The sequence below is a fragment of the Pseudomonas graminis genome (assembly GCF_900111735.1).
Taxonomy (GTDB): Bacteria; Pseudomonadota; Gammaproteobacteria; order Pseudomonadales; family Pseudomonadaceae; genus Aquipseudomonas; species Aquipseudomonas graminis.
In genome coordinates, this window is the sequence record NZ_FOHW01000058.1 from 2,894 (window position 1) to 21,629 (window position 18,736).

An 18,736-nucleotide genomic window follows, 5' to 3' on the forward strand; every position below is an offset into this window, starting at 1 on the left:
GCCACGCTCCTACAGTTGATCTGCATCCATTCCGAGATCGTGCGCCCACAAGGCAAAACCGCCGTGATTTCGTCTTCTATGGCGCTGTCGCCGGGGCGGGGTGCGTGATTCACTAGGTCAGCTGCACGACCGCCGCGTGCTGCCCGGACCGGAGTCGCCTCATGGACCAGCGCATCAACCTGCATCAGTTCGCCGAGACCCACGAGGTCACCAATCAGCCGCCTTCTCTGGACGGCACCAACCTGTACCGCATCGACCTGCCGCTGCAAGAGTGGTCGCAGCGCTTCGGGGCGGGTTGGGCACTGGACCGAATCGACGCCTATGGCGCGCTGGCCGGTGGCCCGTTGATGGAAGCGGGTTTCCTCGCCAATCAGAACAAACCGGTGTTCGCCAGCCATGATCGCTACGGCCATCGCATCGATCTGGTGGAATTTCATCCCGCGTATCACCAACTGATGCAAACGGCGGTTGAGCACGGCATCCCGTCGCTGCCGTGGACCGATCCCCGGGAAGGCGCCCACGTCGCCCGCGCGGCGATGAGCTATTTGCACACCCAGGCCGAAGCGGGCAGCGGTTGTCCGCTGACTATGACCTTCGCCAGCGTCCCGGCCCTGCGCCTTCAACCGGACCTGGCCGAAACCTGGCTGCCGAAGATCCTCGCCACTCACTACGACCCGCGCAACGTCGGTATCGCCCACAAGTCCGGCGCCACCATCGGCATGGCCATGACCGAGAAACAGGGTGGCACCGACGTGCGCGCCAATACCACGCGGGCTTATCCCGTTGGCCAGCCCGGCCCCGGTCAGGCCTATGAGCTGGTGGGGCACAAATGGTTTTGCTCGGCGCCCATGTGCGACGCCTTCCTCACCTTGGCGCAGACTGACAAGGGCCTGACCTGTTTCCTGCTGCCGCGCCATCGCCCGGACGACACCCGCAACGAGTTCTACATACAGCGGCTGAAGAACAAACTGGGCAACTGGTCCAACGCCTCCAGTGAGGTGGAATTCCGCGGCGCCCTGGCCTGGATGGTGGGTGAGGAGGGGCGCGGCGTGCCGACCATCATCGAAATGGTGGCCATGACCCGCTTCGACTGCATGACCGGATCCAGCGCGCTGATGCGTCAGGCCCTGACCCAGGCCGCGCACCATTGCGCCCACCGCAGCGTCAGTGGCCGCTTGCTCAGCGAGCAGCCGCTCATGCAAAACGTGCTCGCCGACCTGGCGCTGGAAAGCGAAGCGGCCCTCGCATTGACCCTGCGCATGGGGTGTTCGCTGGAGCGCCTGGATCACGGCCACGAAGCCCGTTTCGCACGGCTGGTGACGGCGGTGGGCAAATACTGGATCTGCAAACGCGCGCCCGCGATGATCAACGAAGCGGCGGAATGCATGGGCGGTGCGGGGTATGTGGAGGACACGATTCTGCCGCGCCTGTACCGTGAGGCGCCGGTCAATTCGACGTGGGAAGGTTCCGGCAATGTGCAGTGCCTCGACGTCCTGCGCGCCTTGTCCAAAGAGCCCGGCGTGCTGGATGCGCTGTTTGACGAGCTTGGCGACGGTCATGGCGACAGGCGTCTGGCCGCGCATATTCATGGCTTGAAGGAGGCGTTTCAGGACACCGGCGACATCCAGTACCGCGCACGGCAACTGACCGAAGACATCGCCGTCGCGCTGCAGGCAAAGCTGCTGCTGGAAGCGGGCAATGCCGTGGTCAGCGACGGGTTTATCGCTGGTCGGCTAGAACGGCCGGGCCGCGTTTACGGCGCCTTGCCGCGCGGTGTGGATGTGCAGGCGTTGGTCGCGCGGTCATCGCCGCAAACCGGGTGATCTGTGTGTGCGCTGCCTGCGAACAGGGCGTGTCAGGCATACATTCGGTGAATGCGACATTTTTCGCGGGCAAGCGCGCTCCCACACGGGATATCCGCAGCTGGCCTCTCTGACACAACTCGTGCCTTCGTCATCTGTTGCAGGCAAGATGTGCGCTTGCAAGATCAGAAGGATATGCATCGTGACCGAAGCTTTCATTGTCGTAGAAACTGCCGAACAAGCCGTGGATCGGCTCGCTGAGCTGCACGCACGGGCGACCACTGCCTTGAGCCAGGCGCTCAAGCGTTACCTGAAAGACCGCGTCGAACCGGATGCCGCCGAGCGTCTGACGTTCCGCTACCCCGAGCTGCGCCTCACCTATCACTGCCAGGGCGAAGTGCCGCTGACCACGCGCGCCTACGCCAAGGTTCAGCTGCCCGGCACCTACAGCGTTACCGTCACCCACCCGGCAGCGTTCCGCAAATACCTGCTCGAACAGCTTGTGCCGTTGATGAACGACTTCACCGTGACGGTGGAAGTGGGCGTCAGCGAACAGAACATTCCGTACCCGTACGTGGTCGAGCAGGGCGATGAACTGGCCGGTACCGGCGTCACTGCTGCGACCCTCGCCCGTGTCTTCCCGAGCACCGATTTGTCGGCCGCCACCGATGGCATCGCCGACGGTCTGTACGACTGGGCCAACACCGATCCGCTGCCCCTCGCGTTGTTCGACGCCGCCCGGGTGGATTTCTCGCTGCGCCGTCTGGTGCATTACACCGGCAGCGACTGGCGCCATGTTCAGCCGTGGATCCTGCTGACCAACTACCACCGCTACGTCGACCAGTTCATCGTGCATGGCCTGGAAAAACTGCGCGACGACCCGCGCTTCGTGAAGATGGTCCTGCCAGGCAACGTCGTTGTCGACAAGAGCATGGATTACGGCGAAGCCCAGGCCATCGTTTCCGGCGTGGTCTGGCACCGTTACCAGATGCCGGCCTACCACCTGATCGCCGAAGACGGCCATGGCGTGACACTGGTCAACATCGGCGTCGGCCCGTCCAACGCCAAGAACATCACCGACCACCTGGCGGTCCTGCGTCCGCACTGCTGGCTGATGATTGGTCACTGCGGCGGCCTGCGTCAGTCCCAGACCATCGGCGACTACGTGCTTGCCCACGCCTACATGCGTCGCGACGGTATTCTTGACCGCGTGCTGCCGCCGAACATTCCGATCCCGGCGCTGGCCGAGGTGCAAATGGCGTTGCAGGAGTCTGCGGCCCAAGTCACCGGCGAACGCGGCGACGATCTGAAGAAGCGTCTGCGCACCGGTACGGTCCTGACCTACGATGATCGCAACTGGGAACTGCGCTGGGCCCAGGAACGGCCGCTGATCAACCTGTCCCGCGCCGTGGCGGTGGACATGGAAAGCGGCACCATCGCCGCCCAGGGTTATCGCTTGCGGGTGCCTTACGGGACCTTGCTCTGTGTCTCGGACAAACCGCTGCACAGCGAGATCAAGCTGCCGGGCTCGGCCAACGCGTTTTATGAGCGTGCGGTCACCCAGCACTTGAAGATCGGCATCGCCGCACTGGACCTGATGCGCACGCAGCTCAACTCGCTGCATTCGCGCAAACTGCGCAGCTTCGACGAACCGCCGTTCCGTTAAGGCGCTAGGCGTTCAACGAAAGGGCCACTAAAGTGGCCCTTTCCGTATCTGTCATTTGTTTACCGGTTTCCCATGCCCCGCAACCAACGTCCCGATTCCCGCCGTCCTTCCCCTGATCGCTCCGGCGCGCCCCGGCGTGTCGCCAAGGCACCGCCCGCCGAACCTCGGCTGATTCTGTTCAACAAACCCTTCGACGTGCTGACCCAGTTCAGTGATGGCGAAGGCCGGGCGACGCTCAAGGATTTCATCGAGATCCCCGGCATCTACCCGGCGGGCCGCCTGGACCGCGACAGCGAAGGCTTGCTGCTGCTGACCAACGACGGCCAGTTGCAGGCGCGCATCGCCGACCCCAGGCACAAACTGGCGAAAACCTACTGGGTGCAGGTGGAGGGGGAGCCCACGCAAGAGCAACTGCAGAAGCTGCGTGACGGCGTTGAGCTCAACGATGGCCCGACCCTGCCCGCAGAGGCCCGGCAATTGGACGAACCGGAACTGTGGCCGCGTAACCCGCCGGTGCGATTTCGCAAAAGCGTGCCGACGAGTTGGCTGGAGCTTGTGATCAAAGAAGGACGCAACCGCCAGGTGCGCAGGATGACTGCGGCGGTCGGGCTGCCAACGTTGCGACTGGTGCGTGTGCGGATTGGCGACTGGAGCCTTGAAGGACTGGATCAGGGGCAATGGCGGGAAGTGCCGGCGAAGCTTTGATCAAAGAACTGCGGCAAGACACGCGTCTGAATGCCGCGTGAATTTCCTGTAGGAGCGCGCTTGCCCGCGAATGCGTTCCGTCAGTCAGCCAATGTGTCGCTGACCCACCGCTTTCGTCCGGATGCGGCCCGGACCAAGCGCGCTCCTACAAAAAGCTGTATCTGCATTGGCGCGGTTCAGCCGCGCAAATGCACCAGCGGCAACTCAGTGCTCGCCAGTACCTGGTTGAGCACGAAGCTGGAGCGCACGCTGGTCACGCCATCGATGCGGGTCAGGTGGCCCAGCAGAAATTTCTGATAGTGATCCATGTCCGGGACGACGACCTTCAGTTGGTAATCGGCGTCGATACCGGTAACCAGGCTGCATTCCAGCACCTGCGGCAGGTTACGAATGTGCTGCTCGAAATTCTCGAAGCGGTCGGGTGTGTGGCGATCCATGCCGATCAGAACGTAGGCCGTCAGGCTAAGGCCCAGCTTCTTGCGGTCCAGCAGCGCGACTTGGCCCACGATATAACCGTCGTCCTCCAGCTGTTTGACGCGCCGCGAGCAGGGCGAAGGCGACAGCCCGATGCGTTCGGCCAGCTCCTGATTGGAGATGCGCGCGTCCTTTTGCAGTTCGGCCAAAATACTCAAGTCATATCTGTCGAGCTTGCTCACGATAAGCGCCTTTATTGAATGGATTGCGCAGGATTATTCATCTGAAGTGAATTATTGCGCAAGTGGTGTTTTCATCAGCAATATTCGCAATCCTCTGTCGTCCGTCAAAGCCTATTCTTTTAACCAGAATCACTGCCCGGACACAGCGTCCAGCGCGGCCCGCCGAATCAGGCCAGCCGCGGCCTCCAGCCCGACAGGGTTGATCAGGCCACCGGGCTACGCACTGTCCAGAAGACGATGTGAGGTGAGCCGGCGTCAAAAGCGTCGAGCCAGGACGAGGCATTCCAGAGAGGGCCATTGAGCCCTCTTTTTTTGTGCCTGCCTTTTCAGCCCAGGCCGCAGTGGTGCTTCTACAGTTTCATCCGCCACGCTGATAGAGTGCGGCGAACGGCGCACCCGACCAGCAGTCCTATCAACAGGTATCCGCGCCGCAGTGAGGAAAGCATGAACATGCGCATCTGGCGTTTGGCAGGTGTCAGTCTCTTGGCCTTGAGCATCAGTGCTCAGGTGTGGGCCGACGACAATAATCAACAGCAGCAGCAGCAACAACAGCAGCAGCGCCAACAGCAACAGCGCGGGTTCGAGATGCAGCGTCAGCAGCAGGAGAACCAGCGCGGGTTTAGCGACAACCAGCAGCGTCAGCAGCAGCAAGAACGCCAGCAACAGCAGAATCAGCAACAACAGCAGCGCCAGCAGGAACAAATCCAGCAGCAGCGCCAGATTCAGCAGAACCAGCAAGAGCGCGCCAATCAGCAGCGCCAGCAGCAGGATCGCGAACGCAATCAACAGCGTGACGATCAACGCCAGCAGCAGCAGCAGCAGCAGCAGCAGCAGCAACGCCAGCAACAGCAGGATCAGCAACGACGCCAGCAAGAGCAGCAGCAACAACAGCGTCAGTTGCAAGATCGCCAGGGCGGTCTGCCCATTCAGGGTCGGCCGGATACGGTGGTTCAGACCCAGGAGCCTCGTCAGGGCTTCTACCGCGACCAGCCACGAGACAACCGCTGGCGCGACGGCGACCGTCGTCCCGATCACGGTAACTGGCAGCCGGGTCGTCCCGGTGGTCATGGTGATGGCTGGGGTTCGGGCCCGCGCTATCGGCCGGGTTACGAGATTGATCGCATGCCGGGCGGGTATTCGCGGGTGCCATACCGTGGCGGCGACTACTTCTACTCAGGCGGTTACTGGTATCGCCCGCAAGGCCCGCGTTATGTGGTCGTCGAGCCACCACGTGGCGTTCGCGTCCGCTATCTGCCCGACTACGCGCAGCAGGTCTGGCTCGGCAGCGCCTTGTTCTTTGTTGCCGCCGGCACCTATTACACCTACGAGCAGAACACCCAGGAATACGTAGTTGCCGAGCCTCCGCAGAACGTCGAGCCGGTGTATTCGCCGCAGCAGCCGCAGCCTGTTCAGCAGGCCGCAAATCCCTATGACGTTGTCGCCTATCCGCCGCAAGGCAAGCCTCAACAGGAAATCGAACAGGACCGCTACGACTGCTACCGCTTCGCCGTACAGCAAAGCAACTTCGACCCGGCGGGCGCAGCCTATCAACCGGCACCGGAAGTGCTGGGCGTGTACCGACAGGCGATGGCCAGTTGTTATGCACAGCGGGGGTATAGCGTTCAGCAGTAAGAGCGGGAGTGTGTAGCGCTGAACGCATATTTCCTTAGTGGGGCCAGCCTATGGGGCAGGGCGGGAGACAAAATAATGCTGGCTGACGCGCATCCTGTAGGAGCGCGCTTGCCCGCGAAAGGGTTTGAACTGCAACAACTGTATCGCCTGATTAACCGGTTTCGCGGGCAAGCGCGCTCCTACAATGGCCCGCGTCAGAACGCACATCACCAGTGAAGCCAGTCCGCCAGCACGTGCGCGAGGTTTTTAAGTGGGACCGGCTTCAGCCGGGAAGAGGCCAGTTTGATCGCCATCAGATTTGCGGTGTGACAACCGACGCTTTCCCGGCTAAAGCCGGTCCCACTAAGTGCACGTGGTCAGTCAGTGGGACCGGCTTCAGCCGGGAAGAGGCCGGTTTGATCGCCATCAGATTTGTAGTGTGACGCCTGACGCCTTCCCGGCTAAAACCGTTCCCACTAAGTACTGCCGCGGGGCCAGCCTATGGGGCAGGGCGGGAGACAAAATAATGCTGGCTGACGCGCATCCTGTAGGAGCGCGCTTGCCCGCGAAGGCGTTTGAACTGCGACAACTGTATTGCCTGATTAACCGGTTTCGCGGGCAAGCGCGCTCCTACAATGGCCCGCGTAAGACCGCACATCACCAGTGAAGCCAGTCCGTCAGCACGTGCGCGAGGTTTCCCGGCTAAAGCCGGTCCCACTAGGGGCATGCGGTCAGTCAGTGGGACCGGCTTCAGCCGGGAAGGGGCCGGTTTGAGCACCATCAGCTTCGCGGTGTAACGCCTGACGCTTTCAATTCAAAACTGGTCCATCCTCACGACCCACCACTTCCTGCGGATCGGCGTGCACCAGCACTTCGGCTTTGGGGAATTCGTCCTGAATCGCCGCTTCCACCCGCTCGCACAAGTCGTGCGCCACTGACAGCGTCAGCGTGCCCGGCAACTCCAGGTGCAGCTGCACGAACCAGTGATTACCCGAAATCCGCGTGCGCAGGTCGTGGGCGCCCAATACGCCCGGCACGGCCTGGGCCAGTTCGAGCATTTTTGCGCTGACATCCACAGGCAGTTCAGCGTCCATCAGCACCGACACCGTCTCCCGGGCGATGGAAATGGCGCTCCACAAAATGTAGAACGCGATCGCCAGACCAAAATAAGCGTCCAGTTGGGAGTAGCCGAAGTAGGCCAGCCCCAGCGCCAGCATGATGCTGAAGTTGAGCAGCAGGTCAGAGCGATAGTGCAGGGAGTCCGCGCGTATCGCCGCCGAACCGGTTGCCTTCACCACGCGGTGCTGCAACATCAACAACGCGACCGTCAGGCCAATCGACAACACCATCACCAGCAAACCCAGCCCGGGGGCGCCGAGGGGTTGTGGGTGTTGAATGCGGTCGACCGCCTGAAAGCCGATCAAAAAGGCACTTACCGCGATGAACAGCGCCTGGGCCATGCCCGACAGCGCTTCAGCCTTGCCGTGGCCGTAGCGATGATCATCGTCGGCGGGCCGCAACGCGTAATGCACCGCCAGCAGATTGAGGAATGACGCCGCGCCGTCGAGCATCGAATCCGTCAGGCCGGCCAGCAGGCTGACCGATCCGCTGAGCCACCACGCAACCGCTTTGGCAACGATCAGAATGCTCGCCACGGCAAGCGAGGCGCGGGTTGCCAGACGCAATAAGCGGGCGTGTTCGGGGCTGGTGCTCATGGCGCTTCCTTTAAATCATAAATCTTAAGCGGACGGTACAAGGCCCAGGGAGGCAAGTTGCTGCGTGCTGCCTTTGTGCTGGATCAGACGAGGGTCATCCAGTGGCAGCGTGCGGCCAAGCTCGGTCTGGATGATGGCTTGCAGCTTGGCGTTATCGACTGTGCCGTCAGTGCGCACGGCAGGTTCGAGCTTTTGCGGATCGATCTGAGCGTGAGTGCCGCCTGGCAGATAGATCGCGCCAGTGGCGAAGTCCACGCCGAACGCGATCACGCCGGGAATGATGTAGAACAACAGGCCGATGGCGTCGAGTATCACGATCGCTGGGTCCATTCGACCGCTGCCCTGAATCTGGCCACGGCGCTCGGGGTAAAAAATACTGCCGCACGCGGTGAGCTGTGTCAGCAGCGTGGCAACCAGAACGCCGCCAATCAAACGGGAAGGAATGCGCATGGGGTATCTCCTCATAAGAAGTCGCAACTATACAAGGCAAATGCCTAATCAATAAGAGTATCCGTGTGGGAAGACAGCTCGTTGGGGGGATGAGCAAAACAGGTTGATGCTGGGGCGCTTTGGAGTTGACACGGGGTGGGTGAGGGTACTGGAGCGTCTCTCCATGTCATCCATTCGTGTACGGTCGATGCAACCCGGTCATGGCCCTGGACCCAAGCATGCAGGCTTGGGTCGATCCATTTCACGACCTCCAAAATATCTCGGTGTATATCCATAAGCGGCTGCCAAAGCAGCGGCTCATGATGGAAACATCTGTTTCGCAGGTCGCGCCCCTTATTCAGTCGTGTACGCATCTTGTCTGGCTGACGCATGCTTTTAGGGCACGAATAGAAAACTCTCATCAGAGGTTTGGACAGCTTCTTGGTGGTTGCGCGGTTGAACAAGGATGTCCAAAATCCAAAACTGAGTTCTGCCACGATATTGTCGGGGCTAGCCTTAACCCTGCGCGCACCGAGGGCTCTCTTCGCATCGGCGATCTTGTTGTAGAGTTTTTGAAGGTCTGCGTCGGCAGGGTCATTCCACTCTTCATACCAGTCGAGCCGGTTGTATTCGATAGCCATCTCCTTCTGTATGCCGTTGCGCAGGGATACCTCAAGCACATGAAAAATCGAGACCAGAGATTCGGCAATTTTCATGTTGTGTACATACGCTTCCGCTGCCCGGTCGTGCTTGTTCTGATTCTTCTGAAGGTAACGGGACATCCGGGGAGTGGAGAGCTTTGCCTCCAGCGTGTTCCAAACCATAGCTAAATTAACCTTCCTGGAAACCAAACTGCCGCCAAGAACTATCTTGGGCGAAAAGCCGAAATTTTACACGCCGTGGGATCTCCATTGAAGCTAAGCCGCCGCTGAGGCGGTCTGCAGTGCGTGCGGGTTTCGTTCACTTCACACGGCAATGCCGCTGCCAGATCAAGACACCGGTGATAGCGAGAAATAATCTAAGGCAGGAAAGCCACTGCGTTGAGAACCCATCTTCGGATTTGACGTTGCTCTGTTCTGTGATAAATTTGCGTCGCTGCCCTAGCACCTCCACTCCCGGGCTTTTGAAACGGTGATGAGACTAGGTTAAGTTGTGGCCCCGCTTGCGGGGCTTCCTTGTTTCTGGCGTTTGAGAATCGGCAGCACGCTGTTCTCTGGCGCTCTTCGCAAGCGCATCCCCACACAGGCTGGGGGCCTGCGATGCTCGTGGGTATACTCCCCGGCTGATCTGGGAGCCACCATGAATTCTTTGCCCATCGATGCCGTTCTGCCCGCCCTGCGCCAGGCCCTTGCCGACCGGGACGAGGCCGTGCTCGAGGCGCCGCCGGGCGCGGGCAAGACTACCCGTGTGCCGCTCGCGCTGTTGCAAGAGTCCTGGCTGGCGGGGCAGACGATCCTGATGCTTGAACCCCGGCGCCTGGCTGCTCGTGCTGCTGCTGAAAGACTGGCGAGCGAACTGGGGGAGGGCGTCGGCGAGACGGTGGGTTACCGGATTCGCCTGGACAGCAAGGTCGGCCCCAACACGCGCATCGAAGTGGTCACCGAAGGCATTCTCACCCGGCGCTTGCAGGAAGACCCTTCGCTGGAAGGTGTCGGGCTGCTGATCTTCGACGAATTTCATGAACGGAGCCTCGACGCTGATCTTGCGCTGGCCCTGAGCCTCAACGGTCGCGCGCTGTTTCGTGACGAGCAGCCGCTAAAGATCTTGCTGATGTCGGCGACCCTTGAAGGCGCGCGGCTGTCGAGCTTGCTCAACGATGCGCCGGTCATCAGCAGCGAAGGGCGCATGTTTCCGGTGTCGATGCAGTGGGGGCGGCCGTTTCAGCCGGGGGAGTTCATCGAGCCGCGGGTGGTGCAGACCGTGCTCGACGCGCTGGGCAACGAGTCCGGCAGCGTGCTGGTATTCCTGCCGGGGCAGGCCGAAATTCGTCGGGTCAATCAACAGCTGACCGAGGCCGTCGGCGATCGCAGCGACGTGCTGCTGTGCCCGCTGCATGGCGAGCTCGACCTGAGCGCCCAGCGTGCGGCGATCGAACCACCACCCAAGGGCAAGCGCAAAGTCGTGCTGGCCACCAACATCGCCGAGACCAGCCTGACCATTGATGGCGTGCGGGTGGTCATCGACGCGGGGCTGGCGCGGGTGCCGCGTTTCGATCCCGGCAGCGGCATGACGCGCCTCGATACCCAGCGGATTTCCAGGGCCAGCGCCACGCAGCGCGCGGGCCGGGCCGGGCGGCTTGAGCCGGGCGTGTGTTATCGACTGTGGTCCGAGGCGCAGCACGATCAGCTGGCGGCGTACGGCGCGGCGGAAATTCTTCAGGCCGACCTTGCCGGCCTGGCATTGCAACTGGCGCGGTGGGGCGTCGAACCGACGCAATTGACCTGGCTGGACCTGCCGCCTGCCGCCGCTTATGCCCAGGCGCAGGACCTGCTGGCGCGGCTGGGCGCTCTGACGCGCAAGCCGGGTGAAGACTGGAAACTCACGCCCCACGGCCAGTCGATGGCCGAAGTACCCGCGCACCCACGCATCGCCCATTTGCTGTTGCGCGGTCATGAACTGGGCTTGGGCCCGCTGGCGTGCAACGTCGCAGCGTTACTCGGCGAACGTGACATTCTGCGCGGCGCCGGTGCAGATCTGCACAGCCGACTGACATTGCTGGCGGGTGCAGAACGCGCCGCGAAAGGCGCGCAGGGCGGCGTGCAGCGAGCGCGGCAGTTGTCCCGCCAATATCGGGGTTATCTGAGAGGCGCGGCCCGTAAACCGGTCGCCGACCCTGATCACCCGCGCTGGCTCGGCGCACTATTAGCGCTGGCCTATCCCGATCGCGTTGCGCAACAGCGACGCGCTGGGGGCGCCGAGTATCGACTCGCCAACGGCCGCGCCGCCTTGTTCGCCGAGCCAGACGCGTTGATGAAACAGCCGTGGCTGGTGGTGGCCGATCTGGGCAGCCGCCAAGGCCAGCGCGAAGAGCGCATCTATCTGGCCGCCGAGTTCGATCCCGACCTGTTCAACACAGTGCTGGCTGAACAGGTGACGCAGTTCGATCAACTGGACTGGGATGAGCGCGAGGGCGTGTTCCGCGCCGAACGTCAGCGCAAGGCCGGTGAGCTGATCATCAGCCGCGAGCCGCTCACCGGGCTGGACGACTCGGCGCGGGGCCAGGCGCTCTTGGCGCTGGTGCGACGCAAGGGCCTGGAACTGTTGCCATGGACACCGGAGCTGCGCCAGTGGCAGGCGCGCGTCGGTCTATTGCGTCAGATGGATCTGCAAAAACTCAGTGAAAGCGAGTGGCCGGATGTGAGCAACGATGGGTTGCTGGCGACGCTAGAGCACTGGCTGCTGCCGTATTTGGGCAAGGTCACGCGACTGAGCCACTTCGGCAATCTGGACCTGTCATCCATCCTGCACAACCTGCTGCCGTGGCCCTTGCCCCAGCGGCTCGACGAACTGGCGCCGCACCACCTGACCGTGCCGTCGGGTTCATCGGTGCGTCTGGATTACAGCGAGTCCCCACCCATTCTGGCGGTGCGCCTGCAGGAGCTCTTCGGCCTGGCCGACACGCCGCGGATCGCCAATGGCCGACAGGTCGTCAAACTGCACCTGCTGTCCCCCGCACGGCGCCCGGTGCAAGTCACCCAAGACCTTGCCAACTTCTGGCGCAGCACCTATGCCGAGGTGAAGAAGGACTTGAAGGGGCGGTATCCGAAGCACTATTGGCCGGACGATCCGTTGATTGCCGAACCGACCGCGCGGGTGAAGCCGAGGAAGTGATTCTGCAACTCTGCCCATATCAATGCTTAATGTTTTAACGCGTTAACAACAAAGCTCATGGTTGTTAACGCATCAATGCAAAACCTTTCGAGACTTCGTTATTAACGTTTTGAATGTGGGGTAATAGTTTCAGGCAGAAAAATGGCGTCATGCTTTCGAGTAATGATCATGTTGCCAGTTTGAAAGGCGGTCGGCCGAATTGAGGTTGATAGTTGGCGCCAATAAAAAGAGAACGTTTATTTCGTCTGTCGACTGGCGAAGCGCGATAACTCGTATATAACTAGCGAGAGCTCCAATCTGTTGGGGTTAATAGCAGGCAGCATCCCAGGCCTTGTCCGCAGGGTCCTTCGACCATTCGTTGCTGCAACGGCATACGTACCGCACATCCGTCCCTGATATTGAAGCTGATGCCGCAGCACAGATGTTTTAGGGCCACTCTCGATGATCAACGCCGACAGTTATTTTAAAAAGGATGACTTTCCATGCACGCACGTAAAGCACTTTTGTCCCTGGCGGTCCTGGCTGCACTGTCTGGATCCGCCATGGCAGACTCCAGCACCGTGAATACCACTCAGGACGGCACAAGTAATAGCCTGAACGCCGAGCAGCGAGGCGCGACCCAGTCGACGGTCAACATTAATCAGACGGGCACCCGGAACGGCGCAGGCGCTCTTCAGAGTGCGACCTACAGCACTCTGAACATCAAACAGGATGGTTTCTCCAACTTCACTTCGGCCAAGCAGGCCGGAAACAACAACACGGCAACCGTGACGCAAAAGGGCGGCGGTAGTTCGCTGCCTCAAGTCGCGGAGCTGGACCAGTCCGGCAGCTACAGTACCGCCACCATCGCCCAGGATAACAATAACCGCACAAGCGCCAGCATTACTCAAGGCGGAGGGAGCTATAACACTGCGAGTCTTTACCAGGCAAGTAACAGTACCATCGTCGGGGGCGGTATTAGTCAATCGGGCAGCTATAACGTTGGCAGCCTTACACAGCAAAACAACAACAACACGGTGACCGGCTCTGTTATACAGTCGGGCAACGGCAACACCGGTACTGTTTTGCAGCAGCACAACTCGAATCGGGTGTCTGCCATTCTGCAGCAGAACGGCAACAGCAACACCGGCTCCATTCAGCAAACCAATACTCAAGTGACCTCCGCCAGCATGCTGCAGAACGGTGACTTCAACACCGCCACTCTGTATCAGACCGGCTACGGGATGAAAGGTGATGTCCAACAGCGCGGTAACAACAACTTTTCGTCCAGCACCCAGAGCGGCGTCTTTAACGAAGAAACCCTGCTACAGACCGGCAACAACAACCGCGCTGTGGTCAGCCAGACCGGCGTCGGCGGCGGTTTGTTAGGCGGCACTAACCTGGTAGGTGTCACTCAGACCGGCAACAACATGGTCGCCAACGTCAGCCAGACGGGCGGCGGCGGCAACACCGCCACCATCTACCAACATTAAGATGCCTTACCCCGCCACGGAGCGGCGGGGTTTCTTTGGCGAATTGGAAGCCGTATTGATCCATGCAGCAAAACAGCACATGCGGGAGCGCCGGGGTTAACCAAAAAGGCAAACGCGGGTGATCTGTGCATTTACTCGCCCGCCATGGGCACCTTCAAGCGCGCAATCACCGGCATGTGATCAGAGATCAACAACGTATCCGCCTGCCGCACCCGCGCCTCGACCCGCTTCAGCTTCGGGCTGTAGAACAGAAAATCCTGCGTGCGATCCGGGCCGCTGATGCGGGGGTCGTTGGGGAAGCGGGTATACCACTTGCGACGATCCTCACCGGTCACGTCTTCAGTGCTCGGGACCATCGGGAAGCTTTCCCACAAGCCCTGTAGCTCACTCGCCGCTGAATAGGGTGCGCGCTGTTCGGCGGGTAACCGCTGATATTGGCCCTGTGGCAGCAGATTGAAATCCCCGCCACTTATCCACAGCGTGCCGTTCTGTTCGAAGGTTTGCTGCAACTGACGAACCGCCGCGACTTGGCGCTGTTGCACGTCGCTGTCTGATTCGGCATCGCTCAAGTGCGTATTGGTCACGGCCAGGCGCCCGCCATCTTTTAGCGGCAGGTAGCTGACGAGCAGGGCAGGCTGGGGTTGAAACAGGCGGCTGATGAAGTGGCCGGACGGCGAGGGCAGGTGCAGGCGTTCGGCGCTGTCCATCTGGTAGCGGCTCAGTGTGGCCAGCTTGCGGCCGACGCTGCCGAAGATGTGGCGATCCGGCACGAAGTCGGACTTCCAGTAAAACGCCTCGCTGCTGCACGGGTACAGATCGGCGACGCGCGCCTGAAGCAGGGCGAGTTGATTGCCGTAGTCGGTGTTCTTCGCGCCGTCGTCGACTTCCTGTAGCAAGACGATGTCTGGCTGCTCGTCGCGGATGACCCGCGCCACCTCATCCAGGTTGTAGGCCAGGTCTTCCGGGGTCGGGCGCTCGTCAGGGCCGCTGCCGTCGGGCATGTCGTACCAGAAGACATAACGCTTGCCGGCCAGGTACTGAATGTTCCAGGTCATCACCTTGAGGGTCTGGCCTGGCGCCAACACGGGTGGCTTTGCGTCCTTCGCGTTGCAGGACACCGCCACATTCTCGTGTCGGGCGGGGTGCCAGGTCAGGTCATACAGCAGTATTCCGAACAACCCGGCGCACACCGCGAGGTAGATCAGATACCGCACAGGACGCGCCATCTTCTCAGACCGACCGCGCGGGTGGGTCGATGAGCATGAACAACCGGAACATCACCACGCTGATGAACAGCTGCAGGAAGCTGGAAATACTGTCGACGGCCATCGACAGGATCAGGCTCTGCTGGTCCGGCAGCACGTAATAGCTCAGTGCTTCAAGCAGCGACAGCGGGATATAAACGCACAGCACGCAGGTGAAAATGCGCACCACGTGGCCCTGGGTCATCCTGAAGCTTTCGCGCATCGCCTCCAGCGGCCCCATCCCGCGCAACACCAGCAGGTATTCGGACAGCACCAGTTTGATCATCACCCACACGCCCGGCAGGATGAACAGCGACATGCCGGCCATGATCAGCAGGGTGCTCAGCGCGGTCAGCACCGCGAAGGTAGGCCACATGCGCAACGCAACGGCCCACAGGCTGGATTTGACCGGCTCTTCGCCCCGGGTTTTGGCGTCCATGAAGAGGATGAGTGCGCCGGTGTAGAGCGGGTAGAACAACAGCCCGATCAACAGGGGCGCGACGCCAGTGCTCTGCCCGAAGCCAACGAGCTGTTTGGTCAGGGCCTCCAGCACCACCAGCGGCAGGCACAGCGTAAGAATGCTGCCGAAGTTGCGTCGGAAGAAGTAAAACGAGTCTTGCAGAATGGTCAGCGGATTCATGAACGGATCACAGGGATAAGCAGGCCGACACTGTAACGTAGCGCCGCAGAACCGGCCAACCGGCGGCGACAGTGTGGGCTTCTTAACTTTTTTTACATCCTATTGAATCGCCCTTGAACAGCCCCATTACTGGATATGTCCGAGCAATGGCTCAGAACAGAATTCCTACGGCAATCTAACGAGGTCGCCATGAACAGCGAAGAACAAACCCTGATCGACGGCTTGTTTGGCAAGCTCAAGCAAGCAGAAACCGAATCGGCCCCCCGTGATGCGCAGGCCGAGGCGCTGATCAAGGAGCACCTGACTCGCCAGCCCGCTGCGCCTTATTACATGGCGCAGTCGATTCTGGTGCAGGAAGTCGCGATTAAGCAGCTGGAGGCCCAGAACCGTCAGCGCGACGAGCAGATTCAACAACTGCGGGCTGAACTGGAGCGGTCAAAATCTGCGGCGCCTGCCCCGTCCGGCAGTGGCGGCGGGTTTCTGTCGAGCATCTTTGGCGGCGGCTCCCGCGAGCCACAGGCTCAGCAGCCGGGTTCGTCGTTCTCGCGTCCGTCGAACCCGCAGCCTTCCTCGGGCGGCTGGCGCGAAAGTGGTCCTGCAAGCCCGCCGCCTTATAACGCGCCGCAGCAGAATTATGCTCAGCCACAGCAAAACTATGCCCAACCGCAACAGGCACCGGCGGCGCCAGTCGGCAGTGGCTTCCTCGGAGGCGCACTGAAAACCGCAGCGGGCGTGGCCGGCGGCGTGATGCTGGCGGAAGGCATCAGCAGCCTGTTCCACCACAACAGCCAGCCGCAGGAAGTCGTCGAGATCATCCAGGAGCAGCCGGCCCAGCCTGCTGCCGAACATGACCAGGGTGGCAGCGGCGGTTGGGGTGATGACCAGCAGCGCGTGACGGGTAATGACAGTGTCGGCAACGACAATCCCGGCAATGACGCCTGGGGGAGTGATTCCAATGGTTTTGCCGACACCGATTATGGCAGCGACACCGGTGGCGGCATGTTTGACGACGACGATTCGTTCGTCTGACACCGTAAGTACAAGCCACATCCCTGTAGGAGCGCGCTTGCCCGCGAAGACGTCGGTATACACGATACATCTCTATCGTCTGAACTATTTTTCGCGGGCAAGCGCGCTCCTACACCGTTAGGTGATGAGTCGCGACTGCGGTGTGTCAGGAATACAGACCGCGTCCCGCAATCGCCTTCCAACCCAATCCTTCAATCCCTTCCCCAAACTGGCATACTGAGCGCCGGTCCGGTTTTCGGATCCCTGTCGCTTGTCAGCGCATCGAGGAATTTGGGTGAGAAGAATCGCGGTCTTCGCCGACGTACAGAATCTGTATTACACAGTGCGTCAGGCTCACGGTTGTCACTTCAATTACGCCGCCCTGTGGGCTGACATCAGCCAGAGCGGGCAGATCGTCGAGGCGTATGCGTATGCCATCGACCGTGGCGACAGCAAGCAGCAGCAGTTCCAGCAGATCCTGCGCAACCTCGGTTTCACCGTCAAACTCAAACCCTACATCCAGCGCAGCGACGGCTCGGCCAAAGGCGACTGGGACGTGGGCATCACCATCGACATCATGGACGTCGCGCCGAATGTCGATGAAGTCGTGCTGGCGTCCGGCGATGGCGATTTTGACCTGTTGCTGGAACGCATTATCAGCAAGCATAGCGTCGAAGCGATTGCCTACGGCGTACCGGGGTTGACCGCCAATTCGCTGATCCGCGCGGCCAGCCGTTATGTGCCGATCGAGGGCGGGTTGCTGCTCAAGACTTGATGCAACGCAGGCAAACGAACGCCGCCAATTCGTTGATCCGCGCGGCCGTATATTCCGATTGTGGGCAGGCCGCTGCTCAGAGCGTGACGTAGCGCAGGCTGACAAACGCCGCAAATCTGTAGGAGTCGGCTTGCTGGCGAACCCGGCCCGTTCAGGTAAACATGCGCCAACTGACCCACCGCGTTCGCCACCGTCGTTACCTCCGACAGCTCCTACAGAGGCGCAACACGCAAGCGATGTCCGACGCGATATCAGCCAGGCGCTCCCGAGCAAAACGCAAAAACCAGCTATTTCTGAAGGTCTCTCCCATGCAAGAACGTATCGCCGTCATCGACTTCGAAACCACTGGCATTTCCCCCAGCAGCTACTGCCGCGCCACGGAAATCGCGGTGGTGATCGTGGAGCAGGGCGTTATTGTCGAGCGCTATCAAAGCCTGATGAACGCCGGCGTGCGCATTCCGTCTTTCATTGAGTCCCTGACCGGCATCAGCAACAGCATGCTGCGCACGGCGCCGCCGGCTGACCGCGTCATGAACGAGGTTGCGGAGTTCGTCGGCCTGACGCCGCTGGTGGCGCACAATGCCTCATTCGACCAGAAGTTCTGGGACTTCGAGTTGGCTCGCATCAAGCGCAATCGCGTGCAGAGCTTCGCCTGCTCCATGCTGCTGGCACGTCGCCTTCTGCCCCATGCGCCGAACCATAAACTCGGCACGTTGACCAGTTGGGCCGGCTTGCCCCACACCGGCAAGGCTCACCGGGCCATGGCCGACGCGGAAATGGCCGCCAACCTCACGCTGCACCTGGGCCACCAACTGCGCGACACCCACGGCCTCGCCGGTGTTTCTCACCAGTTGCTGTGTACCCTGCAAAAAGTCCCGGCGAAGAAAATCGCCGATGCCATCAGCAAGCACCGCGGCCTCGCCGCTCAGTAGGACCGGCTTCAGCCGGGAAGAGGCCCGTTTGCGCACTATCACTTTTGCGGCGTGACACTTGACGCCTTCCCGGCTAAAGCCAGTCCTACGGGTGTACGCGGTCGGTTAGTAGGACCGGCTTCAGCCGGGAAGAGGCCAGCGTGTTCGACATCAAATTTGCAGCGCGCCAACCGACGCCTTCCCGGCTAAAGCCAGTCCCACTGGATGAGCGCGTGCTGTCAGTGGGACCGGCTTCAGCCGGGAAGAGGCC

Annotated in this window: 16 protein-coding genes; 9 read left to right on the forward strand and 7 right to left on the reverse strand. The window is 61.1% G+C overall.

Annotation, left to right across the window (positions count from 1 at the left end; translation table 11 throughout):
* The first annotated feature begins 173 nt into the window (after positions 1 to 173).
* The 3 genes from BMY98_RS25130 (at position 174) to BMY98_RS25140 (ending at position 4,173) form a co-directional block, all read left to right on the forward strand.
* Positions 174 to 1,823, forward strand: coding sequence for an acyl-CoA dehydrogenase family protein (locus tag BMY98_RS25130; protein WP_074893313.1), 1,650 nt, complete (start codon positions 174 to 176; stop codon positions 1,821 to 1,823).
* Positions 1,824 to 1,971: 148 nt separating this feature from the next.
* On the forward strand, positions 1,972 to 3,468 hold the full coding sequence (gene amn / locus BMY98_RS25135) for an AMP nucleosidase (RefSeq protein WP_175514220.1): 1,497 nt from the start codon (positions 1,972 to 1,974) through the stop codon (positions 3,466 to 3,468).
* Positions 3,469 to 3,540: 72 nt separating this feature from the next.
* Positions 3,541 to 4,173, forward strand: coding sequence for a pseudouridine synthase (locus BMY98_RS25140; protein WP_074893298.1), 633 nt, complete (start codon positions 3,541 to 3,543; stop codon positions 4,171 to 4,173).
* Positions 4,174 to 4,349: 176 nt separating this feature from the next.
* On the opposite strand, the gene BMY98_RS25145 is transcribed toward BMY98_RS25140, so the two are convergent.
* Complete coding sequence (locus BMY98_RS25145) at positions 4,350 to 4,829, reverse strand: Lrp/AsnC family transcriptional regulator (RefSeq protein ID WP_074893299.1); 480 nt, start codon at positions 4,827 to 4,829, stop codon at positions 4,350 to 4,352.
* A gap of 255 nt (positions 4,830 to 5,084) precedes the next feature.
* On the reverse strand, positions 5,085 to 5,690 hold the full coding sequence (locus BMY98_RS27920; protein ID WP_342742140.1) for a hypothetical protein: 606 nt from the start codon (positions 5,688 to 5,690) through the stop codon (positions 5,085 to 5,087).
* Between the two features lie 36 nt (positions 5,691 to 5,726).
* On the opposite strand from BMY98_RS27920, the gene BMY98_RS27925 reads away from it, so the two are divergent.
* Positions 5,727 to 6,461, forward strand: a complete 735-nt coding sequence (locus tag BMY98_RS27925) for a DUF6515 family protein (RefSeq protein ID WP_175514219.1) — start codon at positions 5,727 to 5,729, stop codon at positions 6,459 to 6,461.
* 788 nt (positions 6,462 to 7,249) lie between these two features.
* On the opposite strand, the gene BMY98_RS25160 is transcribed toward BMY98_RS27925, so the two are convergent.
* Genes BMY98_RS25160 through BMY98_RS25170 form a run of 3 tightly spaced genes read right to left on the reverse strand, consistent with a single transcriptional unit; the run spans position 7,250 to position 9,408 of the window.
* Positions 7,250 to 8,155 carry a cation diffusion facilitator family transporter gene (locus BMY98_RS25160; RefSeq protein WP_074893301.1) on the reverse strand — a complete coding sequence of 302 codons (906 nt, stop codon included), beginning with the start codon at positions 8,153 to 8,155 and terminating at the stop codon, positions 7,250 to 7,252.
* Between the two features lie 24 nt (positions 8,156 to 8,179).
* The gene (locus BMY98_RS25165) at positions 8,180 to 8,605 is read right to left on the reverse strand and encodes a polyribonucleotide nucleotidyltransferase (protein ID WP_074893302.1); all 426 of its coding nucleotides are present in this window, start codon (positions 8,603 to 8,605) and stop codon (positions 8,180 to 8,182) included.
* Between the two features lie 44 nt (positions 8,606 to 8,649).
* Entirely contained in the window at positions 8,650 to 9,408 is a 759-nt protein-coding gene (locus tag BMY98_RS25170; RefSeq protein ID WP_083398888.1) for an Abi family protein, read from the reverse strand.
* A 475-nt stretch (positions 9,409 to 9,883) separates the two neighbouring features.
* Between BMY98_RS25170 and hrpB the strand changes: the two genes are divergently transcribed.
* Entirely contained in the window at positions 9,884 to 12,415 is a 2,532-nt protein-coding gene (gene hrpB / locus BMY98_RS25175; protein ID WP_074893303.1) for an ATP-dependent helicase HrpB, read from the forward strand.
* A 482-nt stretch (positions 12,416 to 12,897) separates the two neighbouring features.
* On the forward strand, positions 12,898 to 13,887 hold the full coding sequence (locus BMY98_RS25180) for a hypothetical protein (RefSeq protein WP_074893307.1): 990 nt from the start codon (positions 12,898 to 12,900) through the stop codon (positions 13,885 to 13,887).
* A gap of 131 nt (positions 13,888 to 14,018) precedes the next feature.
* On the opposite strand, the gene BMY98_RS25185 is transcribed toward BMY98_RS25180, so the two are convergent.
* Together BMY98_RS25185 and BMY98_RS25190 are read right to left on the reverse strand one after the other, a co-directional pair.
* Complete coding sequence (locus tag BMY98_RS25185; RefSeq protein WP_074893308.1) at positions 14,019 to 15,113, reverse strand: endonuclease/exonuclease/phosphatase family protein; 1,095 nt, start codon at positions 15,111 to 15,113, stop codon at positions 14,019 to 14,021.
* Between the two features lie 4 nt (positions 15,114 to 15,117).
* Positions 15,118 to 15,771 (reverse strand): YciC family protein, encoded by a 654-nt coding sequence (locus BMY98_RS25190; RefSeq protein ID WP_074893309.1) that lies wholly within the window; start codon positions 15,769 to 15,771, stop codon positions 15,118 to 15,120.
* Between the two features lie 189 nt (positions 15,772 to 15,960).
* Here BMY98_RS25190 and BMY98_RS25195 point away from each other — a divergent pair, with 189 nt between their 5' ends.
* The 3 genes from BMY98_RS25195 to BMY98_RS25205 all read left to right on the forward strand — a co-directional run bounded on the left by BMY98_RS25195 (position 15,961) and on the right by BMY98_RS25205 (position 18,486).
* Complete coding sequence (locus BMY98_RS25195) at positions 15,961 to 16,800, forward strand: DUF2076 domain-containing protein (RefSeq protein ID WP_074893310.1); 840 nt, start codon at positions 15,961 to 15,963, stop codon at positions 16,798 to 16,800.
* Positions 16,801 to 17,074: 274 nt separating this feature from the next.
* Positions 17,075 to 17,554 carry a LabA-like NYN domain-containing protein gene (locus tag BMY98_RS25200; RefSeq protein WP_074893311.1) on the forward strand — a complete coding sequence of 160 codons (480 nt, stop codon included), beginning with the start codon at positions 17,075 to 17,077 and terminating at the stop codon, positions 17,552 to 17,554.
* A gap of 308 nt (positions 17,555 to 17,862) precedes the next feature.
* Complete coding sequence (locus BMY98_RS25205) at positions 17,863 to 18,486, forward strand: 3'-5' exonuclease (protein WP_074893312.1); 624 nt, start codon at positions 17,863 to 17,865, stop codon at positions 18,484 to 18,486.
* Positions 18,487 to 18,736: the final 250 nt, after the last annotated feature.